Origin of the sequence: Rhodococcus sp. 06-1460-1B (assembly GCF_002258475.1) — a bacterium.
Classification (GTDB): Bacteria; Actinomycetota; Actinomycetes; order Mycobacteriales; family Mycobacteriaceae; genus Rhodococcoides; species Rhodococcoides fascians.
The window spans coordinates 143,018-161,298 of the sequence record NZ_NOYS01000041.1 but is presented as its reverse complement, the minus strand read 5'-3'; the positions used below and the strand labels follow the sequence as shown (position 1 = coordinate 161,298).

The following is an 18,281-nucleotide window of genomic DNA, read 5'->3' as shown; positions in this document are numbered from 1 at the left end:
TGGCCTACACCTTAGGAGATCAATCTCGAGCCGGCACGACGTTCCCGCTACGAGAATGGCGCAGAGCGAGGTTACGAATCCGCCTCGAGCTAGCCCTGCCCACTGCACACCAGGACGGTCCGATCCTGCCCCACGGGGAAGTCTCGGTGTCACGAGAGTGTCACAAGTCGGTACGTTCGGACATGGACTGGACCGGACGTCGATGTACGAAAAGTGCTGCGAATGAACGAATATGGAGTCCAGCATAGTTCAGGTGAATCCATTTCTAGGGACTTAAAATCCGCACAGTGTCGGTTCGAGTCCGACTGGGGGCACTGGAGTCCAACGGATTCGCGTTTCTGGACCAGGACAGTGCTTTTCGGGTGGTGGCGTGGACGTTGGTGGCCTACCACGGATTTGAGTGGACAACCGAGACAGCGGATTTCAGATCCGCGTTTCTTGACACTTCCATCGTCAAAAGTTCGTATTCGTGCATTTCAGGCCTAGTTTACTGGCGGACCGTTTTCTTCGCGGGTGGCTCGGTGTCACGAGGCTGTCACAACTGGACCTGGCTGACCTGTTCAACCTGCTCGACTCCCGCGGCCTCTCATCTTCACCATCGAAGAATTTGTGACTGTTCCCGCCACGGTAAGCACGAACACAGCGAAGATGATCGATGATGCACAGCCGAGGCGCGCGGCGTTCCATGCCGGTGCGCTGCACGCCGATGCGATTGCGGCAGTTCGTGATCGAGCGCCGGGACGGCTGAGCCATCGAGCGGATCGGGGCCCGCTCGATGGCTCAGCAGGGTCAGATGGTGCAGCGTGCACCTTCATCCGGTAGTTCGAGGTTTATCAGGTAGTCGGCGATCGCTCCATCGACACAGGCGTTGGCGGAGATGATCGTTCCGTGCTGGTTGGCCTCGACCGTGAGCAACCGCGCCCCGAGTGTGTCGGCCAGGCTGATGCCTCCTTCGTGAGGCGTCACGGGGTCTCCGGTGGCCGAGACCACGAGCACCCCGGGAAGCCCGTCGATGTCGGTGGCGTAGGGGTATCCGAGTGTGGGCTCGGCCGGCCAGAACTCGCACCCGTCCTGCGCAGGGGGAGCGGATCCGGGTTCGAGGAACGGCACTGCCTCGTTGAGATCGTGGCCGAGCTGGGTCCTCTCCTCTTCGGTGAACCGTTCTTCGTCGAGGCAGTTAATGGCAAAGAGCGCTTCGAACGAATTGGTGTACTCCCCACTGTCGGACCGGCCGTAGTACCCGTCGCGGATCGCGAGGAGGGCGTCGGGTCGTCCGGCTTCGAGCTCCGTCAGCCCGGCGATGATGGCGGGCCAGCTGGCTTCGGAATAGAGGCCGGAGACAATTCCTTCGCTGGCGGCGAGGAAGCCGACCTCCCGTCCGTCGGCGGCCACCAGCGGTTTTTTGTCGAGAGGCTGGAGGAGCTCCTGGGCTGCAGCGGTCGCCTGCGCCGGGTCGGTGCCGAGCGGGCACGCGGCCCGAGTCACGCAGAAGTCGGCGAAACGCTGGAACGAAGCCTGCAGTCCTTCGCTGAGCTGGATCCTGCGATCCGCGGTGTCCATGAGCGGATCCACCGCGCCGTCGAGAACGAGAGCACGGACATTCTCGGGGAACATCTCGGCGTACACCGAGCCGAGTCGAGTGCCATAGCTGACTCCCGCATAAGTCAGTTTGTCGTCGCCGAGCGCGGAGCGGAGCACATCCATGTCGCGAGCGACATCCCGTGTCCCGAGATGGGCGAGTACCGCTGTGCTTCCGGAGCCGTCGGCGCATTTGTCGACGATGGCGTGCGCGGATTCTTCGGTCCACTCGCCGAGAGCCGACAGGGGTGCGTCGGCGTCGCGCTCCTCATCGGAGTAGCAGTCGATTGCCGGCTGAGACCGACACCGCGCGGATCGAAGCCGACGATGTCGAAGCGTTCGGGGAGGGGACCTCCCGTCCACAGGGCATCGACGAGTGGGGCGAGCGTAGTCCCCGCCGCGCCGGGACCGCCCGGGTTCAGCAGGACGGAGCCGATCGGGTTGTCGCCGGTGGCGGAAATGCGCGAGACGGCGATCTCGATGGTCGTGCCGTCGAGGTTCTCGTAATCCATCGGCACGGTGAGCATCGCGCATTCCGCCTTCTTTGCCGCCTCGACCACTTCGGGAACGGGCGGCTGGGAGTCCACGATGCTGGCGTCGCACGCCCCGAACTCGAGTTTTTGTCCCATGAATTGTTCGAGGCCCACCTCGTTCGTGCTGTCGTCATTGTTGGGTGCCGCACCGGTGCATCCGGTGAGCAGGAGCACTGAGGCAGCGGCGGCCGCCATCACCGGCTTCGGCCATCGCCGTCGTTCGTCGTCCTTCGGTCGTAAATCTGTGGGAGTCGTGTGGGCCACGGTGGTGTTCCTTCGGTGGGGTTCAGCTGGCGAGTTCGTCGATCCAGCTCGATCGCATCCGTAGAGCTCGTTCAGTACTGCCGATGACAGCGGCGAATCCGATGAGCAGGTTGAGGTGGAGCGGCAGTTGGATGGGTGAGGTGAATGTTCCGATCGAGTCGGCGATGGGGGGAATGAGAGAAAGGGATGCGATGATCTGCGGCACCTCCACGCAGAGGCCGCCGATGACGAGCAGGATCGAGATGAGACCGATGACGCGACTCGGACCGGGGTGCCGATGGTGCAGCCGAGCGCGGCGTCCCTCTGCGGATGCGGGATCGGGAGACAGCTGCTGTTCGGTGCCGTCCTCACGCACGTAATGACAGCGCTTCAGCCCGAATCCGGTAGCCGCGACCTCGATGTGCCCACCGGGAACGGGGAAGCGGGTCGGCATCTTGGCGTACGACTCCAGTGCGCCGTCGACGTACAGGCGAGCGCGCACCTCACCGTCCTTCGCGTCGCCCATGTGCCGAACATCGATTGCGTAGACCGACGTTGTGCCGTCGGGTGCGGACAGCGTGATCGACCGAAGCGATCTGCCGAACAGCTGCCACCAGCGGTACCGGCGGAGTGGCTCACCCGATCCGGCGCGAATGCGGCGGTAGCGCCACTGTTTGATTCCCATTTGATCGACCCTCGATTTAACTAGTACAGCGTGATATTCGCTGATGACGCTAGCACGCTGTGATGGACAGTTGTCACGCAATATTTGTGGGTGCTCAGCGTCGTGCCGGTCGTGGCTCTACAGAGCGCAACGCAAGTCGCCGTCGGGAGTGGCGAGATCGACGAGATAACGTTCGACGATCGCGTTGACGCAGGGGTTCGCGGCGGTGGTGGCGCCGTGCTGTTCGCCGTCGACGGTGAGGAGCCGTCCGTCGAGGTTGTCTGCCAGTGCCACACCGCCTTCGTGTGGTGTCAGTCCGTCCCCGGTGACCGATGCCACGAGTGTCTGCGGGAGGCCAGTTATGTTCTCCCCGTAGGGATAGTCGAGTACGTGTTCGTCGGGCCAGCCCTCGCATCCGTAATGTGTGTCCACGTCGAAACCTGGGTCCATGTACGGTGCCGCGGAATTGATCTCGGCGACGGTGGATGTCGTGTGCTCCGGCGTCGGCCGTATTTCGTCGAGGCAGTTGATGGCGAGAGTAGCTTCGGAAGAGTTGGTGTACGTTCCGTCGGGTCCGCGCTGCGCCGAGAGGTCTCGCAGCGCGAGCAGTACCTCACCGCGTCCGGCCCGTAGCTCGGCCAAACCGCCGATGACGCTGTCCCAGGCCTGGTTCGAGTAGAGACCGAGGGTGATGGCTTCGATCGCCGAGTAGTAGGTCAGCCGACGACCGTCAGCAGTTCGGACCGGATTGTCGACAAGTGGTCGAAGCAAATTCTGGGCCGCATCGGTCGCTCGGGCCGGTTCGCTTCCCAGGGGGCAGTTTCCTCGTTCGATGCAGTAGCGGGCGAGCTCGTCGAAGGAGCGCTGCACGCCGGAAAACGTCTGGATCTGGCGTTCGAGAACATTCTTGCGCGGGTCGACTGCGCCGTCGAGAACCATCGCGCGGACCCGGTGCGGAAACTGTTGCGCATAGATCGTGCCCAAACGTGTTCCGTAGCTGGCACCGAGGAACGTCAGCTGCTCGTCGCCGAGCGCCGCGCGCAGGACATCGAGATCTCGGGCGACGTTCTGGGTACCCATCTGTCCCAGGACATTCATACCGCCGCTGCGTCGAGCGCACTGATCGAGAACCGAGCGGGTCGATTCCGCGCTCCAGGCCAACGCACCGGCGGGAACTCCGGACACGATGGCGTCATCGTCTCGTTCCTGGTCGGTGTAGCAGTCGATGGCCGGTTGCGAGCTCCCGACTCCACGTGGATCCATCGATACGATGTCGAAGTGTTCGCGTGCGGGACCGTTCCCCCAAGAGTCTGCGACCGCGGTCACGAATCCGAGACTCGGGGCTCCCGGGCCGCCGGGGTTGACTACCACCGATCCGACGCGATCGTTCCCGGTGGCTCGAATGCGGGAAATCCCGAGCTCGATGGTGGGCCCGTCGACAGCCGCGTAATCGAGCGGTACTTCGAGCGTTGTGCATTCGACCCTCTCGTCGGCAATGCCTGTGGCAGCAGGGTCGCACTCAGAGAAGTCGAGCGTTTGTTGTTCGTAACGTGTCGGTGCAGGTGAAGGCTGCTGCTCGACCGAGGACGGTGCGCTGCACGAGGTGAGAGCCCACAATCCGGCCATCGTCACTGCGGCGGTGTCGAGCACTGCCGTCCGGCGGCCCCGATTCTTCTGGCTCCGGTGAGATCGACTGTGAAGCATCGTAATTCCTCTCTCAGAGGCTTGGCGGCGTAGGTGCGAGCGCTGTGTGGTTCTCGTCCAACGGCGCGACTAGTACGGCGTGATAGTGGGCTCAAGGTAGCACGCTGTATTAGGGTTGGGAAGGTGTCGGACAAAGTGGAGACTCGAAAAAGCGAACCCAGCACCAAGGACCGGATTCTGATCGCAGCCGCGATGATGGTGTCCGAGGATCCGGGTACCCGGATCAGCGTCCGAGCGGTCGCCGCGCGAGCAGGGGTCAGTACCGGATCACTGCGTCATTTCTTTCCCACGCAGCGAGCATTGATGGACGAAGTCGCCGCGGGAATCACCGGACTGGTGACGAGCAAAAATGTCATCGAAGACGCCACTGTGCCTGCCGAGGAGCGACTGTTGGCGTGTATGCAGCAGGTGTTGTCGGCCACCGGGACCGGTGAGCAAGCCCGAGATACGTGGCGACGGACATTCGACACCTACCTCAGCGCGGAGCTCAACGCCGATGCCATCGACACGTATCTCGCTTTCAGCGCGGCCGGACTCCGGCACATAGAACACTGGCTGGACGTCCTCCACAAAGAAGGTGCCCTGCCGCCGGGCGATAACGCCCAGCGCGCCGCCTACCTCAACGTGGTACTGGACGGGCTCTCCGTAGCACGAGCCCTCCCGACCGACGCTGCTCGACTTCGCTCGGAAACAGACGTTCTACAGCACGCCATTTCGATGCTTTTTCACACCGCCGCACCCATGCCGAAGGGCGACTCGGACTGACTTCGACGACGAGCTCGAGTTCGATGCCCGGTGGCACATCTTGTCGAATCGCATCGACATCCACTGTGCTTTCGATCATTGCAGACTACGGCCGCCGAGGTGTTGGGCGAGAAATTTCTCCACCTCGAGGTAGTAGCGAATACTGTTCTCCGGGTTGACGAATCCGTGGCCTTCGTCGTCGAACACGAGGTAGTCGACGTCGACGCCACGTGAACGCAGACGCTCGACGACGTTGTCCGATTCTGCCTTGACGACCCGAGGATCGTTGGCACCCTGCGCAATCAGGAGCGGCGCGCGTATTGCGTCGAGCCTGGAGATGGGTGATCGTGCGAGCATGTCGGCCAGTTGATCGGGATCAGTGGGGTCGCCGACGAATCGGTGCCAGCTGTTGACGATTCCGGGACCGATGAAGGCCGGTTGGGTGCGCATGAAGTTCGACAGGTCCGAGATGCCGACGCAGTCGATCGCGGCGGCAAACGTGTCGGGGGTGAACGATGCGCCCACCAGCGCCGCATAGCCGCCGTAGGAACCACCCATGATGGCCACCCGCTCGCGATCGGCGTATCCCGCATCGACAGCCCAGTTCACGGCGTCGATGAGATCGTCGTGCATCGCGCCCGCGAATTCACCGACCCCGGCGTTCATATGTGCTGTGCCGTATCCGACCGACCCGCGAAAGTTGACCTGCAACACTGCATATCCGCGGTTCGCGAGCATCTGCGCGATGGGATCGAAGTTCCACGAGTCCCGATACCAGGGGCCGCCGTGCACCAACAGAACCATCGGCAGATTCTCGGGTTCCACGCCGACCGGAAGCGTCAGATACGACGGCAGAGTCAGACCGTCACGTGACTGGATGTTCACCGGCACCATCGGGGCCATGTCTCCGGGATTCAGGTGTGGGTAGGGGCGGAAGAGTCGGCGACTCGATCCGGTGGCGTGATCGTAGTAGTAAGTGACGGACGGATCGCGGTCGTGGACGAAGCTGACGATCCATTTCTGTCCGGTCTCGTCGGAGGACAGCGCTCCGATGTCACCGTCGAACAGTTGCTCGAGATTTTTCAGGATTTCTGCGAAACCCGGTTCCAGCGCATGGATTACCTGGCGTTCTCCCAGATACCGAACACCGATGAGCTCTCCGGTTGCAGTGTCGCAGATCAGCGGTGGCGAGGTCTGCTCGACGGCTCGTCGCGCACCGTCGAGTTCGAGTGTCGGGTGACTGTCGACGACGGTCTCCTCGCCGGTCTCCAGGTCGAGTCGAATCAGATGGGCCAAGTCGCGCCCTCGGTTGGAACCCAGCCACATGCCGGTACCGTCCGCAGTGATCTGCATCGGGCTGATGCCCATCGGGTAGTCGGTGCCGTCGAACGACGCCACCGTGGTTTCTGCGCCTGACTCGTCCAACCGCGTGATGTCGATGGTGCCGTCGGCGGTCATCGCGAAGACGAACACCTTGCCGTCGGCACCGAGCATCGGATACCGGCCGACGCCCGGGCTTTGCCGGATCATCGTCAATTCACCTGTGGTGATCTCGATTTCGTAGAGGTCGAACTCGGCGATGTTTCTCGCGTTGATCAGGACGGTGTACACACCTTCCCGCCCTCGCACGGGTTCGAGGGCCACCGCGCGGGAACCGGGGAACGGCGTCAGATCGACTGCTGCGGCATCGGGATCATCCAGGTCGACGCGGAATACGTGGTTGTTCTCGTCACCGCCGGTGTCCTGCAGATACAGCAGCCAGCGGGGATCGTCCGTCCACTGGAAATCGTGCACACTGCGCGTCTCGTCGGCTGTGACGCAGCGTGGTTCGCTGCCAGGGGAGAGGTTCTCGAGCCACACGTTCAGACGGTTCTTCCACGGCGCGAGGAACGCCATCGTGTTGCCGTCCGGTGACATCGTGGCACCGGAGCGAACGGGTGGGCCGAAGAAGTCCTCGACCGAGATCAGTGGGGGTGCAGTCATGATTCGTCCTTTCGTTCGGCTTTTACAGGGCGCAGCGGGCGTCGGCCGGTGGGGATTGGAGATCGACGAGGTAGTTCGCGACGATGTCGTTGACGCAGGGGCTCGTTGCGCCGAACGCCACGGTGTGTTGTTCGCCGTCGACGGGGAGTAGCGAGCCGCCCAAGGTGTTCGCCAAGTTGACGCCGCCCTCGTACGGTGTGGACGGGTCGCCGGTGATCGAGATGGTCAGAGTGTCGGGTAGTCCGTCGATGTCGGTGGCGTAGGGGATGTCGAGAGTCGGTTCCGCAGGCCAGAATTGGCAGGGGTCTCGTGCGCCGTCCGGTCCGAGGCCCGCGTCGGTGAACGGTGCGATCTCCTGAATTTGCCGCTTGAGATCGACTTCTTGTTCCGGGGTGTTGCGCTGTTCGTCCATGCAGTTGATTGCGTAGAGCGCCTCGGAAAAGTTCGGGACGGTGCCGTCGGCGTCACGTCCGCCGAAGATGTCGTTGATCTTCAGAAGGGTATCGGCCTGTCCTGCTTGGAGTTCGGCTATTCCCTTGGTGATGACAGGCCATGCCGAGGAGTCGTAGAGCCCAGCAATGACGGCCCCGTATGCGGCGTCGAAGTCCATGACTCGCCCATCGTCGGTGACGATCGGGTTGTCGATCAAGGGTCTGACGATCTGTTGGAAGTTGTCTACAGCCTTGCTCGGCTCGGTGCCCAACGGGCAGTCAGGTGCGCTCGTGCATGCCGCCGCCATGTCATCGAAAGCCTTCTGGAAGTTGGTGTACTGGTAGATCCTGCGCTCAGCGGTGCCCTGCCCCGGATCGATTCCGCCGTCGAGGACCATTGCGCGCACGTTCTCCGGGAACATCTCGGCGTAGACCGCCCCGAGTCGGGTTCCGTAGCTCTGACCGAAGTAGCTCAGGGTGTCGTCGCCGAGCACGGCCCGGAGAATGTCCATGTCGCGGGCAGCATCTCGGGTGCCAATGTGTTCGAGGACGTCGGTGCCGCCGGATCGTTCGGAGCATTGGCTCACCAGCTGGCGTGCACCGTCCTCGGTGAGGGTTCTCGAGCCGGTGAGGACCGTGGTGTAGGCCTGTCCTGCCTCGTGTTCTTCATCGGTGAAGCAGTCGATGGCCGGTGTGGACGCGCCGACACCGCGGGGATCGAATCCAATGAGGTCGAATCGTTCGGTGAGAGGGTTCTGCGCCCTGGTGGACGTCGCACCTGATGCCGCCATGCTCATTCCCGGCCCACCTGGTCCACCGGAGTTGAGCAGGAGCGAGCCCACTTTCTCACCTCGGGCGGGTGCTTTCAGCAGCGCGATCTGCGCCGTGCGCCCGTCCGGATCGTCGTAGTCGAGTGGCACGTCCACGCGGGCGCACTCGAATCCGGGGTCACTAGAAAACAGTTGCTTGTCGGTCGTGGTGGTGCCGTAGCCTTCGCACGGCTCGAATGTCACGCTCTGGTCGTAGAACTGCTGCAGATCGGCTGACAGTTCGGAGTCGGCGTCCGGTTCCGACGGCGACTGGCTGCAGGCACCGAGCAGCAGCATCGACGCTGACGCGACAGCGAAGAGTTTCGCTCTCCTGTTGTCGATTAGGGTCATGATTGGTCGACTCCTGTCGAATTGCAGTGTGCTGATGGCCTATTCGGAATCGGTGGCGTTGAGTGCCGCAACCTGTCGCAGTACGTCGCGTTGGGCGGGGTTGTACAGGTCTTCCACGGCGACTGCGAGTGCGCGAGTCACCCGTCGTCTGTCGCCGTCGGTTTCTGTGTCGTCGAACAGGGCCGGGAAACGAGCCGCCAGCCGACGAACATGCGGAGCCATTCGTTCCGCCAGATCCCTGGTGGTGGCGCTGTCGGCGTCGGCCGGGAGGTCGTCGAACTCTGGATCTGTGGGCAGCGGCGGAGTGGACCGCAGTAGGTCGCAGTAGGCGTCGAGGGCCGTCGGATTCAGTACAGTGCTGGCGAAGGTGATGAACTGCCGGTCTGCTGTCGTCAGATGTGCTGCAGCAGATCCGAGTTCGGGTGGCAGATCGGTCGGAAGGGAGTCGTGGAGAAGCATCGCGATCTCCAACCGTGCTCGCTGCAGGCGCTCGATCGTTGCGCCGAGTTCTGCATCCAGGGTGCGCAGTGCTTGTTCGGGATGGTCGCGCCCATCACCCTGAGCGGCGATGTCGGCCAGCGAGAATCCCAGTTCGGTGAGGCGTTTGATCTGCATCAGCCGTACGAGATGCGTGACGCTGTACTGCTTGTAGCCGTTCGAGGCACGCTCGGGCTCATCGAGTAGTCCGACATCGTGGTAGTGCCGCACCGACTTCAGGGTGGTGCCGGCGAGATCGGCGATCTGTCGAGTGCTCCAGCCCATGTCGCTCTCCTCCGGTTCGATCAGGTCGGAATCAGTGTCGACTGTGACCCAACGGCATAGTCAAGTGTCAACTGCGCACAGGAGGTCCTACACAGGGTTCGAGTGAACCAACTGCGCAGTGGAGCGGCGGAAGGCCCAGACGGTGACGAGCACTGCCAGTGCGAGCAACGGGGTGCCCATCGCGATTCGGGCGAACGCGAGCCACCCGGTGGCATCGGTGTCGTACAACCAGTCTTGAACGACGTAGCGGGCACCGAACAACACGGCGAATGTAGACGTCGCGATGTAGTGGGCGCGGATGACCGAGCGATTGGATCGCCAGTCGTACTCGTTGCCGTGCAGCGCATTCCATAGCAGTCCGGTCAACGGTCGTTGGGCGAGTATCGAGGCCAGCATCAGCGCAGCTCCGGCCAGGCTCAGCCAGATGCCGATGAGGAAGTAGCCGCCTGCCGACCCCGTCCAGGCGGCTATACCGCCTGCGACGACGACACCCAGTAGTCCGCCACTGGCTTGCGCGATCGGCTCGCCTCGCTTGACGCGAAGAACAGTGATCACCAGAGCGATGGCGATCGCGACGCCGACGGCGACCGGAAGGGCCACCAGAGCGTTGGCTGTCACGAATGCGACGACTGGAATGGCTGTGTAGATCATTCCGCTGGTTCCGCCGAGGCTGTCGAGCAGAAGCTCTGTGGCATTGACCTTTACAGTGGTCTTGCGACCGGGAACTGTCTGCGTCTCGTTGTTGTCGTCCGATGTCGATTCCGGCCTGTTCATGGTGCCCTCCTCGTCGATGCTTCGGTTCGCTCTGTACATCCCCTACTGTCGTCTCGGCGACCGGGGCACAACAGTGCACACAAACATCGGATCTGGTGACAGCATCATCGGCGGGACATGACAGATGTCATGTCTTGGCAGTGCGACCTTTAGGTCGGTGGCCGAGAACAGCGTCGACTGCGGTACAGAGCGTGGTGGTTTCTTGCCGAACCGCCGGCGCGCTCCAGGCGACCGCTGCTCTGACGGCTCCGCAACTCCAAGCAGATCAAGCAGGCGGCCGGGTAGCGAAACCCGGCCGTACAAGGGCAGTGACGAAACCTGCCCGTTCGACGCTGAAGTGCGCTGATGCAAAGTCGTCGCTGTGGAGCCCGCAGTCGCACGGTCCTACTGACTCGAGGGCGATATGGATTCGGGACGAATGAGTCTCGTTGTCACGACTCCGCACAGAGCGTCGATCGCCAGGGCGTTCTGTGTCCACCCGATACCGTGGCAATCCGACACCGATCAGGACCGTCCGATGTCGGAGGATCGGCGGCAGTTCGGTGTCACGAGAGTGTCACAAGTCGGTACGTTCGGACCTGGACTGGGCTGGACGGTCATGCACGAAAAGCGTTGTGAATAAACAATATCGGAGGCAGCGGCTTCAAATCCGACTCCGGGCTAACTTGGCCGTGCCGGTGGTTATATTTCTGCAAGTCAGGGTGTTGCGAATCTTGGCTGAAATTCTCGGTGTCACAAGTCTGTCGGAACTCGGTACGAACTGCGCCTTGGCTTACAGGGAATGCAACGAATGTAGTTGCTAGACTGAGTAATTTGAGATTTGTTAGCCGCATTGCAATATGTCAAATGCTCCGAGCGCGCCACGCTTGGCCGCCTGGTCCGATCGGCGTTGTAATTGCTCTGATTGCGTTCCTCGAGCACGAACAGATCGATAGCTGGCCACACATCGTCGCGGCCGGCTCCGAGCTCGATCGCGAGCTGGCGAGAGCAGGCGGTCCGCGCGGTCTGAGCGTCAGTGTCGTCGGCTCCGACTGGGATTTGGTGCGCGATCACACATGCTTCGTGCCCATCGGCGAGGAAGTCGAGCATGTCGCGGGTCTGGTCGATTCCAGATGAGGTTTGCAGCGCTTTCGTGGTGTGCCAGTACGTTCCGTCGGCGATGCCCCCGATGCCCACCCCTAGCTCATCCATCGCGTCGAGTTCGACGATGACGGCGGTGAACACATAGAAGGTGTCCCGGTGTGCAGCAACACCGTCTGGGGCCTGATACGACTCATCCAGGAAGGCCACCGGGCCAGGGGTGCGTTGGTAGGCGTCGAACACGATCTGTGCAGCGGGATCGGGGCGGCGCGAAGGCATCACGACATCCTAGGGGCGGGCTCAGACACGCCAGTTGTTGTCCACGGCTAGACGCATAGCCTGTTCATAGATCCGTCCGGTCGGTGTGCCAGAGGCGCACCGACGGGACACTCAGGTCGGAGGTGCGATGCGTGCAAGCGCGAAGGCGTCTGTCGCAACAGCGGTGGCAGCAGTATTACTAGTCGTGGGCCTGGCAGGCGCATGGACAATGACTCGCGATTCGAGTACGCCAGTCTCAAGAACTGAACAGGAGACCAGCACCGTGAGCGATCCAAGTAGTCGACCAGACGGCCAGCCCATCGACGACCAAACGGACGACGACTACGACCCCGCCTTGGAAGAACCGACCATCGACGGTGACGAATCACGGGCCGCACGTGACCTCATCGAGGACTCGCGACCCGATTCCAACACTGTCGACGACGGATTCCTCGCGACCGACCCCGAAGAGGAATCAGGTCCGGGCGAAGGGTGGACCTCGTACAACCCTGGCCCATAGGCATTCCAGCTACAGTGGTGTCCGTCGGAGCTCGCTCCAACCAACTGTCCTACGGCGGCGAACGCCGGCAGGCAGTCCGGGCGCTTCAGCCTGTTCGTCGAACCAGCTCCATTGGAATCGCCGACTGGTTTCGGTGTCAGCGCGTTAGCGAAACATGTTGCCGCACAGCATATTCAGACGTTTACTGGCAACCCTGCATATCGAAAGTGTTCGTATTGCTCCCAATGCCGACACAAGGAGAGCCGACGTAAGGCCCTCGACGACGGTATTGCAGGTACCAATGGAACAGGAACTCGCCCTATTGTTCGGCTGGTCACTCTACCGCTGGCAGTCCCAGCTCGGGTTCGAGAAATCTGTCGCTGACGAGATTTCGTAGCCAGCGATGGCCTCGGTCATTGTCGTAGCGGTGAGACCAGTACATGCACACCGAAAAACGGGGAACCTGTACCGGGCACGGGGCGAAGACAAGCCGTGAGTCACGTGCCAGGAGTGTCGCGATGTGTGCGGGCATGGTCGCGACCAGATCCGTCGATGACAATAGGTCGGGGATGCCGAGCACCCCAGGCATGTCGACAACCACACGGCGGGACCACGATTGAGCCGCCAGGCTGCTGTCGAGCAGGTGCGACCACCCGCTCTGCCGGACGTTGACGTGCCCAAAGGTTCTGTAGTGCGCAATATCGAAGCCGCCCGAGGCTGCCAGGTGGTCCTTACGCATCAGGCACAACCAGCCTTGTTCCGACAGCACCTGCGAGCGAAATTCTCTCTGGAGTGCACGCGAGGAGACCGCGACAGTGATGTCGGTTGCGTTCTCGCGCAGGTCTTCTTCGGGGCTTTCGCTCAACATCGAGACGGTCAGGTGTACCGAGGGAGCCTCGCGCATGATGCGATCGCACAAACTTGGGAGAAGACTCAAGTGCGTCCCGTCCGGGCAGTGCATCCGGAAGGTGCGCTGACTCGAACCTGCGTCGAATTCGCGTGCATTTCGGCTGAGAGTGCGCATGGCCTCGATTGCCTCGCGCGCAGTCGGTGCGACATCCTCGGCGCGAGACGTGGGATGCATGGCACCACCGCGCCGGACGAACAGCTCGTCGTTGAAGTGACGGCGCAGTTGCTTGAGCCAGGTGCTGGCTGTCGGCTGGCTGATGCCCAGGGTCTCAGCGGCTCGGCTCACGTTGCGCGTTCGGTAGAGGGCGTCGAACAACTGCAGCAGGTGTATTCCGGGGTAGCTGTCACCACTGACGGGGGATAGGGGAGTCGACATGGTGGTATGTCTTTCGCGAATAGTTCTATCGGGTTCTTTGTCTTGTGGGTAATAGTAAGCGCGATTAGCGTGACTCGGGACACAACGACGGCGCTCGCACCGCGGAGATCACCCCATGGATCACGGCGGCTGGCACAGCGTTGCGGACTACTTTCAATCCACTGCGACCGAGAAACGGTGTACCCACATGCGCAATATTGCCGAGACGGCACCCGGTGAGCCCCCGCGGGCGACATCCCGGTTCCGTGAATCCAAGGCGAAGATGGCCTCTGCTGCCAGCCTCGTCGGTAGCTCGCTCGAGTACTACGATTACATGCTCTACGCCACTGCCGCGGCGTTGATCTTCCCGCGGGTGTTCTTCCCCGAATCGGACACCTCGACCGCCCTCATGCTGTCCTTCGCCACCTACGGGGTTTCCTACCTGGCGCGGCCGGTCGGTGCGTTCGTTCTCGGATCGGTCGGTGATCGAATCGGACGAAAGGTATTGCTGCAGTTCACCATCCTGCTGATGGGTGCGGCCACGCTCGGGATCGGTCTTCTGCCCGGGTACGACACGATCGGGGTCGCTGCCCCGATTCTGCTGGTGTTCTTCCGTATCCTGCAGGGATTTTCCACTGCCGCCGAGGCGTCGGCAGGATCGGCCCTGAGTCTCGAACACGCCCCTGACAACCGGCGAGCGTTCATGTCGAGTTGGACCATGTCGGGAGTGCAGGGTGGTCAGGCACTCGCCAGTCTCGCCTTCATCCCTGTTGCGATGCTGCCCGACGAAGCCCTGTACACCTGGGGATGGCGCATACCGTTCCTGCTGAGCGTAGTAATCCTCGTCGTTGCGGTGTTCGTGCGTCGAATGGTTCCCGAGACACCGGAATTCGAGCAGGCCCGAGCGCAGGGAACCATCGACAGAACTCCTATCCGCTACATGCTCAAGCATCACTGGCGCGACACCGGACGGGTACTGCTGTGCTCCTTCTACGCCGTTCCGTCCTCTTTGGCCACGGTCTTCGGACTGTCCTACGCCACAAGCGATTCTGTCGGTGTCAGCCGAGACGTCATGTTGACATCCGTACTGGCTGCAAATGTGATCGCCATCGGCTCTCAGCCACTGTGGGGCATCGTCGCAGACAAATTCGGCCGCAAGCCGGTCTTCATCACCGGTCTTGTTGGTTCATTCATCGGACTGTGGGCGTTCTTCAAGGCCATCGAGACTGCGAACACAGCCGCAATCGCCGTCACAACAGTAGTCTTCCTCGGCTTCCTGTACACCGCATCCAACGGCATCATTCCGGCATTCTTCACGGAAATGTTCCCCACCCGCGTTCGGACGCTCGGCATGGCCTGCGGTATGCAGATCGGCCTGCTGCTGTTCGGATTTGCACCCTCGATCGTGCAGTGGCTCAGAGGAGATGAGACTTCACCGATGACGAGTGTGCTGCTGGTCGCGGGAGTCGCGATCGCTCTGGCCGGCGTCGGTGCGTTGACGGCACGCGAGACCCACCGCACTCCTACCGCCGAACTCGGTGCATCCACATCCAAGGCGAACAGGTGAATGCGCGATGACTCTTCAAGACCTGCGCCGTCCCGATACAATGGACGCCTCGGTTCGATTCAAGATCGTGGTCGAGGATGCCTTTTTCGTTATGTCCGACGGGACCTCGCTGCACGCCACTGTGACACGTCCCGACACCCACCTGCGGGTTCCTGTCATCGTGATTCGTACCCCGTACCTGCCGTTCACCGCAGTTCAACTCGATACGATCGCCATTGCTCGACGTGGGGCGGCGGTCGTCGTCCAGAGCACACGCGGTACCGGACAGTCGGAGGGCGAGTTCGAACCGTTCGTCCACGAGGTTCAGGATGGGGTCGATACCGCCGCGTGGTGTCGTACGCAACCGTGGTCGAACGGGCGGTTGGGGAGCCTCGGTCGCTCGTACCTTGCTCTGACCCAGCTCTACACAGTCGCAGGTGAGCCCCATGGCGTCGAAGCGATGGGGTTGGAAGTGTGCTCGGGAGACCCGTACGACTTCGTCTACCGTGGCGGGGCTCTTTTCCACGGCATGCTGGTCTACTGGGCGATGCGCCACGCCAACGCGTCGATAGAACGCCGCGCATCACAGGGGCAGGACATGACCGACGACCGCCTCGAATGGGACGCGGCCATGGACGATTTCGGGGCTACGGTCGCCACGACCCCGCTGACAGACGTGCCAACTCTCGCGAAACACTTCCCGACGTGGCAGAAGTGGCTCGAACACCCCGAACGTGACCAGTGGTGGGCGCGGGCTTCCAGGCCCGAGCCGCGTGAGACCGGAGTACCTGCCCTGTACGTGGGCGGGTGGCATGACATCTTTCTTGCAGAGACAGTGCGTGAGTTCCGTGCAAATCGCCACCCGGACTCGCGATTGATCATCGGCCCGTGGGCACACACTGCCAATGGATCGGTACTGGGCCAGGCCAATTACGGATACCGGGCGTCTGCCGATGCCGCTGAAATCATCCGCGAGCAGGTCGACTTCGTGCTGTCACGTATCACCGACACTGTTCAGGACACTGCGCCGCACAGCAAAGTGCGTGTCTTCGTCATGGGCGGGGCCAACAGCTGGTCCGACGAGACGGTGTGGCCACCGCGTCGAGCGCGCGACACGGAATTCTACCTGCACCCCGACGGGGTGCTGGTTACCGATCCAGGGGTCGCTATCGAGGGCGTCGACAGCTTCGTCCACGATCCGCACGATCCGGTTCCTACCGTGGGCGGGGCGAACTTCTTCCTCGGCTCCGACAGCGGGTACTGCACCGGGCAACAAGACCAGGGTGTACTCGACGCTCGAACCGACATCCTGCGGTACACGAGCAGTCCGTTCGAGCACAACACCGACATTCTCGGTGCGGTGCACGCGACACTGTTCGTCACCTCTACTGCGCCATCTTCGGACTGGGCCGTCAAACTGATCGACATCGATCGAAACGGCCGCGCCCTCGACATCGTCGACGGCATCGTGCGGACGCCGCTGCCTCTCGGCACAACCGACGCGTCGTCCGGCATGACCCGAGTGTCGGTGGACGTGGGCGACACTGCCTACCGCGTGCTAGCTGGGCACCGCATACGCGTCGACATATCCGGATCGAATTTTCCCCGCTTCGACCGCAACCCCGGCACCGATGGACTACCGGGAATGATTCCCGCCGATGAGTTTCGTACCGCCGAGCAATCCGTTTCGGTGGCAGCAGGCGCAGCATCGTTCGTCACCGTTCCGCTCTCCCGCGCGACGGAGAGGGCCTCGTGAGCACCACGCGAGAGACGATCGCTGGAACCGACATGTATGCAAGGGATCCGATGGACTCGTTGGTGTGCGGCCTCATCGGCAGCGGGATCTCGGCGTCGATGACCCCGGCCATGCACGAGCGAGAGGGTCGACGTCAGGGGCTGACGTATGCCTATCGCATCATCGATACCGACGTCACCGGAGCAGATGCCGAGGATTTCCCGCGATTGGTCTCCGCCGCAGCTGAACTGGGATTTCGCGGACTCAACATCACCCATCCGTACAAGCAGTCCGTGGTGCCACTGCTCGATTCGCTCTCGCCCGATGCCGCGCGCCTCGGCGCGGTCAATACCGTTCTCTTTCGGGACGGCCAATCGATCGGATACAACACCGACAGTTCAGGATTCGGAGCGAGCCTCGAGCGGGGACTGCCCGACGCCGATCTGACATCCGTCGTGCAGATCGGTGCCGGCGGTGCAGGTATCGCCGTCGCGTATGCACTCATGGCGGCGGAGGTCGGCACGCTCACCATCATCGACACCGACCCGCGCCGTGCATCGCAGACAGTCGATCTTCTGAACGAGGCGTTTCCAGGACGCACCGTCACCACATCGACAGTTCTTCACGGGCCTGCTGCCATCTCGTCAGCCACAGGATTGGTCAACGCGACACCGATGGGCATGACCGCCCACCCCGGTACACCGGTGTCCGTGGACTGTCTTCGATCCGACCTGTGGGTCGCGGACATCGTATACAGACCCGCAGAAACCGAACTGATTGCCGCCGCCCGCAGTATCGGGGCTCGAGTACTCTCGGGAACCGGAATGGCCGTGCATCAAGCAGTCGACGCGTTCGAAATCTTCACCGGGCTGCCGGCAAATGCCGAAGCAATGGCCGCGCACATGCGCGCCATGCTGAGGACCGAACGAGCAGGGAAACTTAAGGCAGTTGACCGTTAGGCTCAGGCTACTTCCGCTGAGCGGGTACTGCGCCCATCGTTGTGCGGCCAGTTCCGCGTGGCAGTGGGTGACGAAGTAGCTTCGTCTTCGATCGTTGCCTGCCGCCACAGCTGGTCGCCGACCAAGTCGGACGCATCACGTTCAGGCTGGATAGCATCGCCGAAACCTGTTGCTGTGCAGCACATGCAGTAGGCTGAGCGACATTATCTGTCTTATCGGAGATCTACCTCTAGTCGGTGGAGCATTACTCGCCTCCATGGATTGATGACGGTGCGGAAACTGCTGTTTCCGCGCGATGTCGTCGGCGGCATCGTGTCTGTTGTTGGCAACTCGGCAATTGTTCGCTTCCGTCAGCATCATCGCC

The 18,281-nt window shown here is 62.2% G+C and carries 15 protein-coding genes; 5 read left to right on the top strand and 10 right to left on the bottom strand.

The window, feature by feature from the left end; all coding sequences use genetic code 11:
- Positions 1-789: 789 nt before the first annotated feature.
- From CH268_RS23635 to CH268_RS23625, 4 genes are all read right to left on the bottom strand, one after another.
- A complete protein-coding gene (locus CH268_RS23635; RefSeq protein ID WP_369597522.1) occupies positions 790-1,704 on the bottom strand; it encodes an alpha/beta hydrolase in 915 nt (304 codons plus the stop codon).
- Positions 1,665-2,375, bottom strand: a complete 711-nt coding sequence (locus CH268_RS28485; protein ID WP_052054671.1) for a hypothetical protein — start codon at positions 2,373-2,375, stop codon at positions 1,665-1,667. The genes CH268_RS23635 and CH268_RS28485 overlap by 40 nt, the downstream gene beginning before the upstream one ends.
- Positions 2,376-2,397: 22 nt before the next feature.
- Entirely contained in the window at positions 2,398-3,039 is a 642-nt protein-coding gene (locus tag CH268_RS23630) for a hypothetical protein (protein WP_094666065.1), read from the bottom strand.
- A gap of 117 nt (positions 3,040-3,156) precedes the next feature.
- Positions 3,157-4,722 (bottom strand): alpha/beta fold hydrolase, encoded by a 1,566-nt coding sequence (locus CH268_RS23625; protein WP_032368822.1) that lies wholly within the window; start codon positions 4,720-4,722, stop codon positions 3,157-3,159.
- 123 nt (positions 4,723-4,845) lie between these two features.
- On the opposite strand from CH268_RS23625, the gene CH268_RS23620 reads away from it, so the two are divergent.
- Complete coding sequence (locus CH268_RS23620; RefSeq protein ID WP_217900938.1) at positions 4,846-5,487, top strand: TetR/AcrR family transcriptional regulator; 642 nt, start codon at positions 4,846-4,848, stop codon at positions 5,485-5,487.
- A gap of 75 nt (positions 5,488-5,562) precedes the next feature.
- Here the strand turns inward: CH268_RS23620 and CH268_RS23615 are convergent, their stop codons facing one another.
- From CH268_RS23615 to CH268_RS23590, 5 genes are all read right to left on the bottom strand, one after another.
- Complete coding sequence (locus CH268_RS23615; RefSeq protein WP_094666064.1) at positions 5,563-7,449, bottom strand: S9 family peptidase; 1,887 nt, start codon at positions 7,447-7,449, stop codon at positions 5,563-5,565.
- A 22-nt stretch (positions 7,450-7,471) separates the two neighbouring features.
- A complete protein-coding gene (locus CH268_RS23610) occupies positions 7,472-9,040 on the bottom strand; it encodes an alpha/beta hydrolase (RefSeq protein ID WP_094666063.1) in 1,569 nt (522 codons plus the stop codon).
- 39 nt (positions 9,041-9,079) lie between these two features.
- Positions 9,080-9,802: a MerR family transcriptional regulator gene (locus tag CH268_RS23605; RefSeq protein ID WP_094666062.1), complete on the bottom strand. Its 723-nt coding sequence runs from the start codon at positions 9,800-9,802 to the stop codon at positions 9,080-9,082.
- Between the two features lie 87 nt (positions 9,803-9,889).
- Positions 9,890-10,576 carry a DUF3159 domain-containing protein gene (locus CH268_RS23600; protein ID WP_255182488.1) on the bottom strand — a complete coding sequence of 229 codons (687 nt, stop codon included), beginning with the start codon at positions 10,574-10,576 and terminating at the stop codon, positions 9,890-9,892.
- 732 nt (positions 10,577-11,308) lie between these two features.
- On the bottom strand, positions 11,309-11,935 hold the full coding sequence (locus CH268_RS23590; protein ID WP_141215189.1) for a hypothetical protein: 627 nt from the start codon (positions 11,933-11,935) through the stop codon (positions 11,309-11,311).
- 262 nt (positions 11,936-12,197) lie between these two features.
- On the opposite strand from CH268_RS23590, the gene CH268_RS23585 reads away from it, so the two are divergent.
- Positions 12,198-12,434: a hypothetical protein gene (locus CH268_RS23585; RefSeq protein ID WP_032368829.1), complete on the top strand. Its 237-nt coding sequence runs from the start codon at positions 12,198-12,200 to the stop codon at positions 12,432-12,434.
- A gap of 313 nt (positions 12,435-12,747) precedes the next feature.
- On the opposite strand, the gene CH268_RS23580 is transcribed toward CH268_RS23585, so the two are convergent.
- Positions 12,748-13,698 (bottom strand): LysR family transcriptional regulator, encoded by a 951-nt coding sequence (locus CH268_RS23580; RefSeq protein ID WP_094666059.1) that lies wholly within the window; start codon positions 13,696-13,698, stop codon positions 12,748-12,750.
- Between the two features lie 187 nt (positions 13,699-13,885).
- On the opposite strand from CH268_RS23580, the gene CH268_RS23575 reads away from it, so the two are divergent.
- From CH268_RS23575 to CH268_RS23565, 3 genes are read left to right on the top strand one after another with little or no spacing between them, the layout of a single operon-like run.
- Positions 13,886-15,244, top strand: a complete 1,359-nt coding sequence (locus tag CH268_RS23575) for an MFS transporter (RefSeq protein ID WP_176458041.1) — start codon at positions 13,886-13,888, stop codon at positions 15,242-15,244.
- A 7-nt stretch (positions 15,245-15,251) separates the two neighbouring features.
- On the top strand, positions 15,252-16,979 hold the full coding sequence (locus CH268_RS23570; RefSeq protein ID WP_094666057.1) for a CocE/NonD family hydrolase: 1,728 nt from the start codon (positions 15,252-15,254) through the stop codon (positions 16,977-16,979).
- 50 nt (positions 16,980-17,029) lie between these two features.
- Positions 17,030-17,917 carry a shikimate dehydrogenase gene (locus CH268_RS23565; RefSeq protein WP_094666199.1) on the top strand — a complete coding sequence of 296 codons (888 nt, stop codon included), beginning with the start codon at positions 17,030-17,032 and terminating at the stop codon, positions 17,915-17,917.
- Positions 17,918-18,281 lie beyond the last annotated feature (364 nt).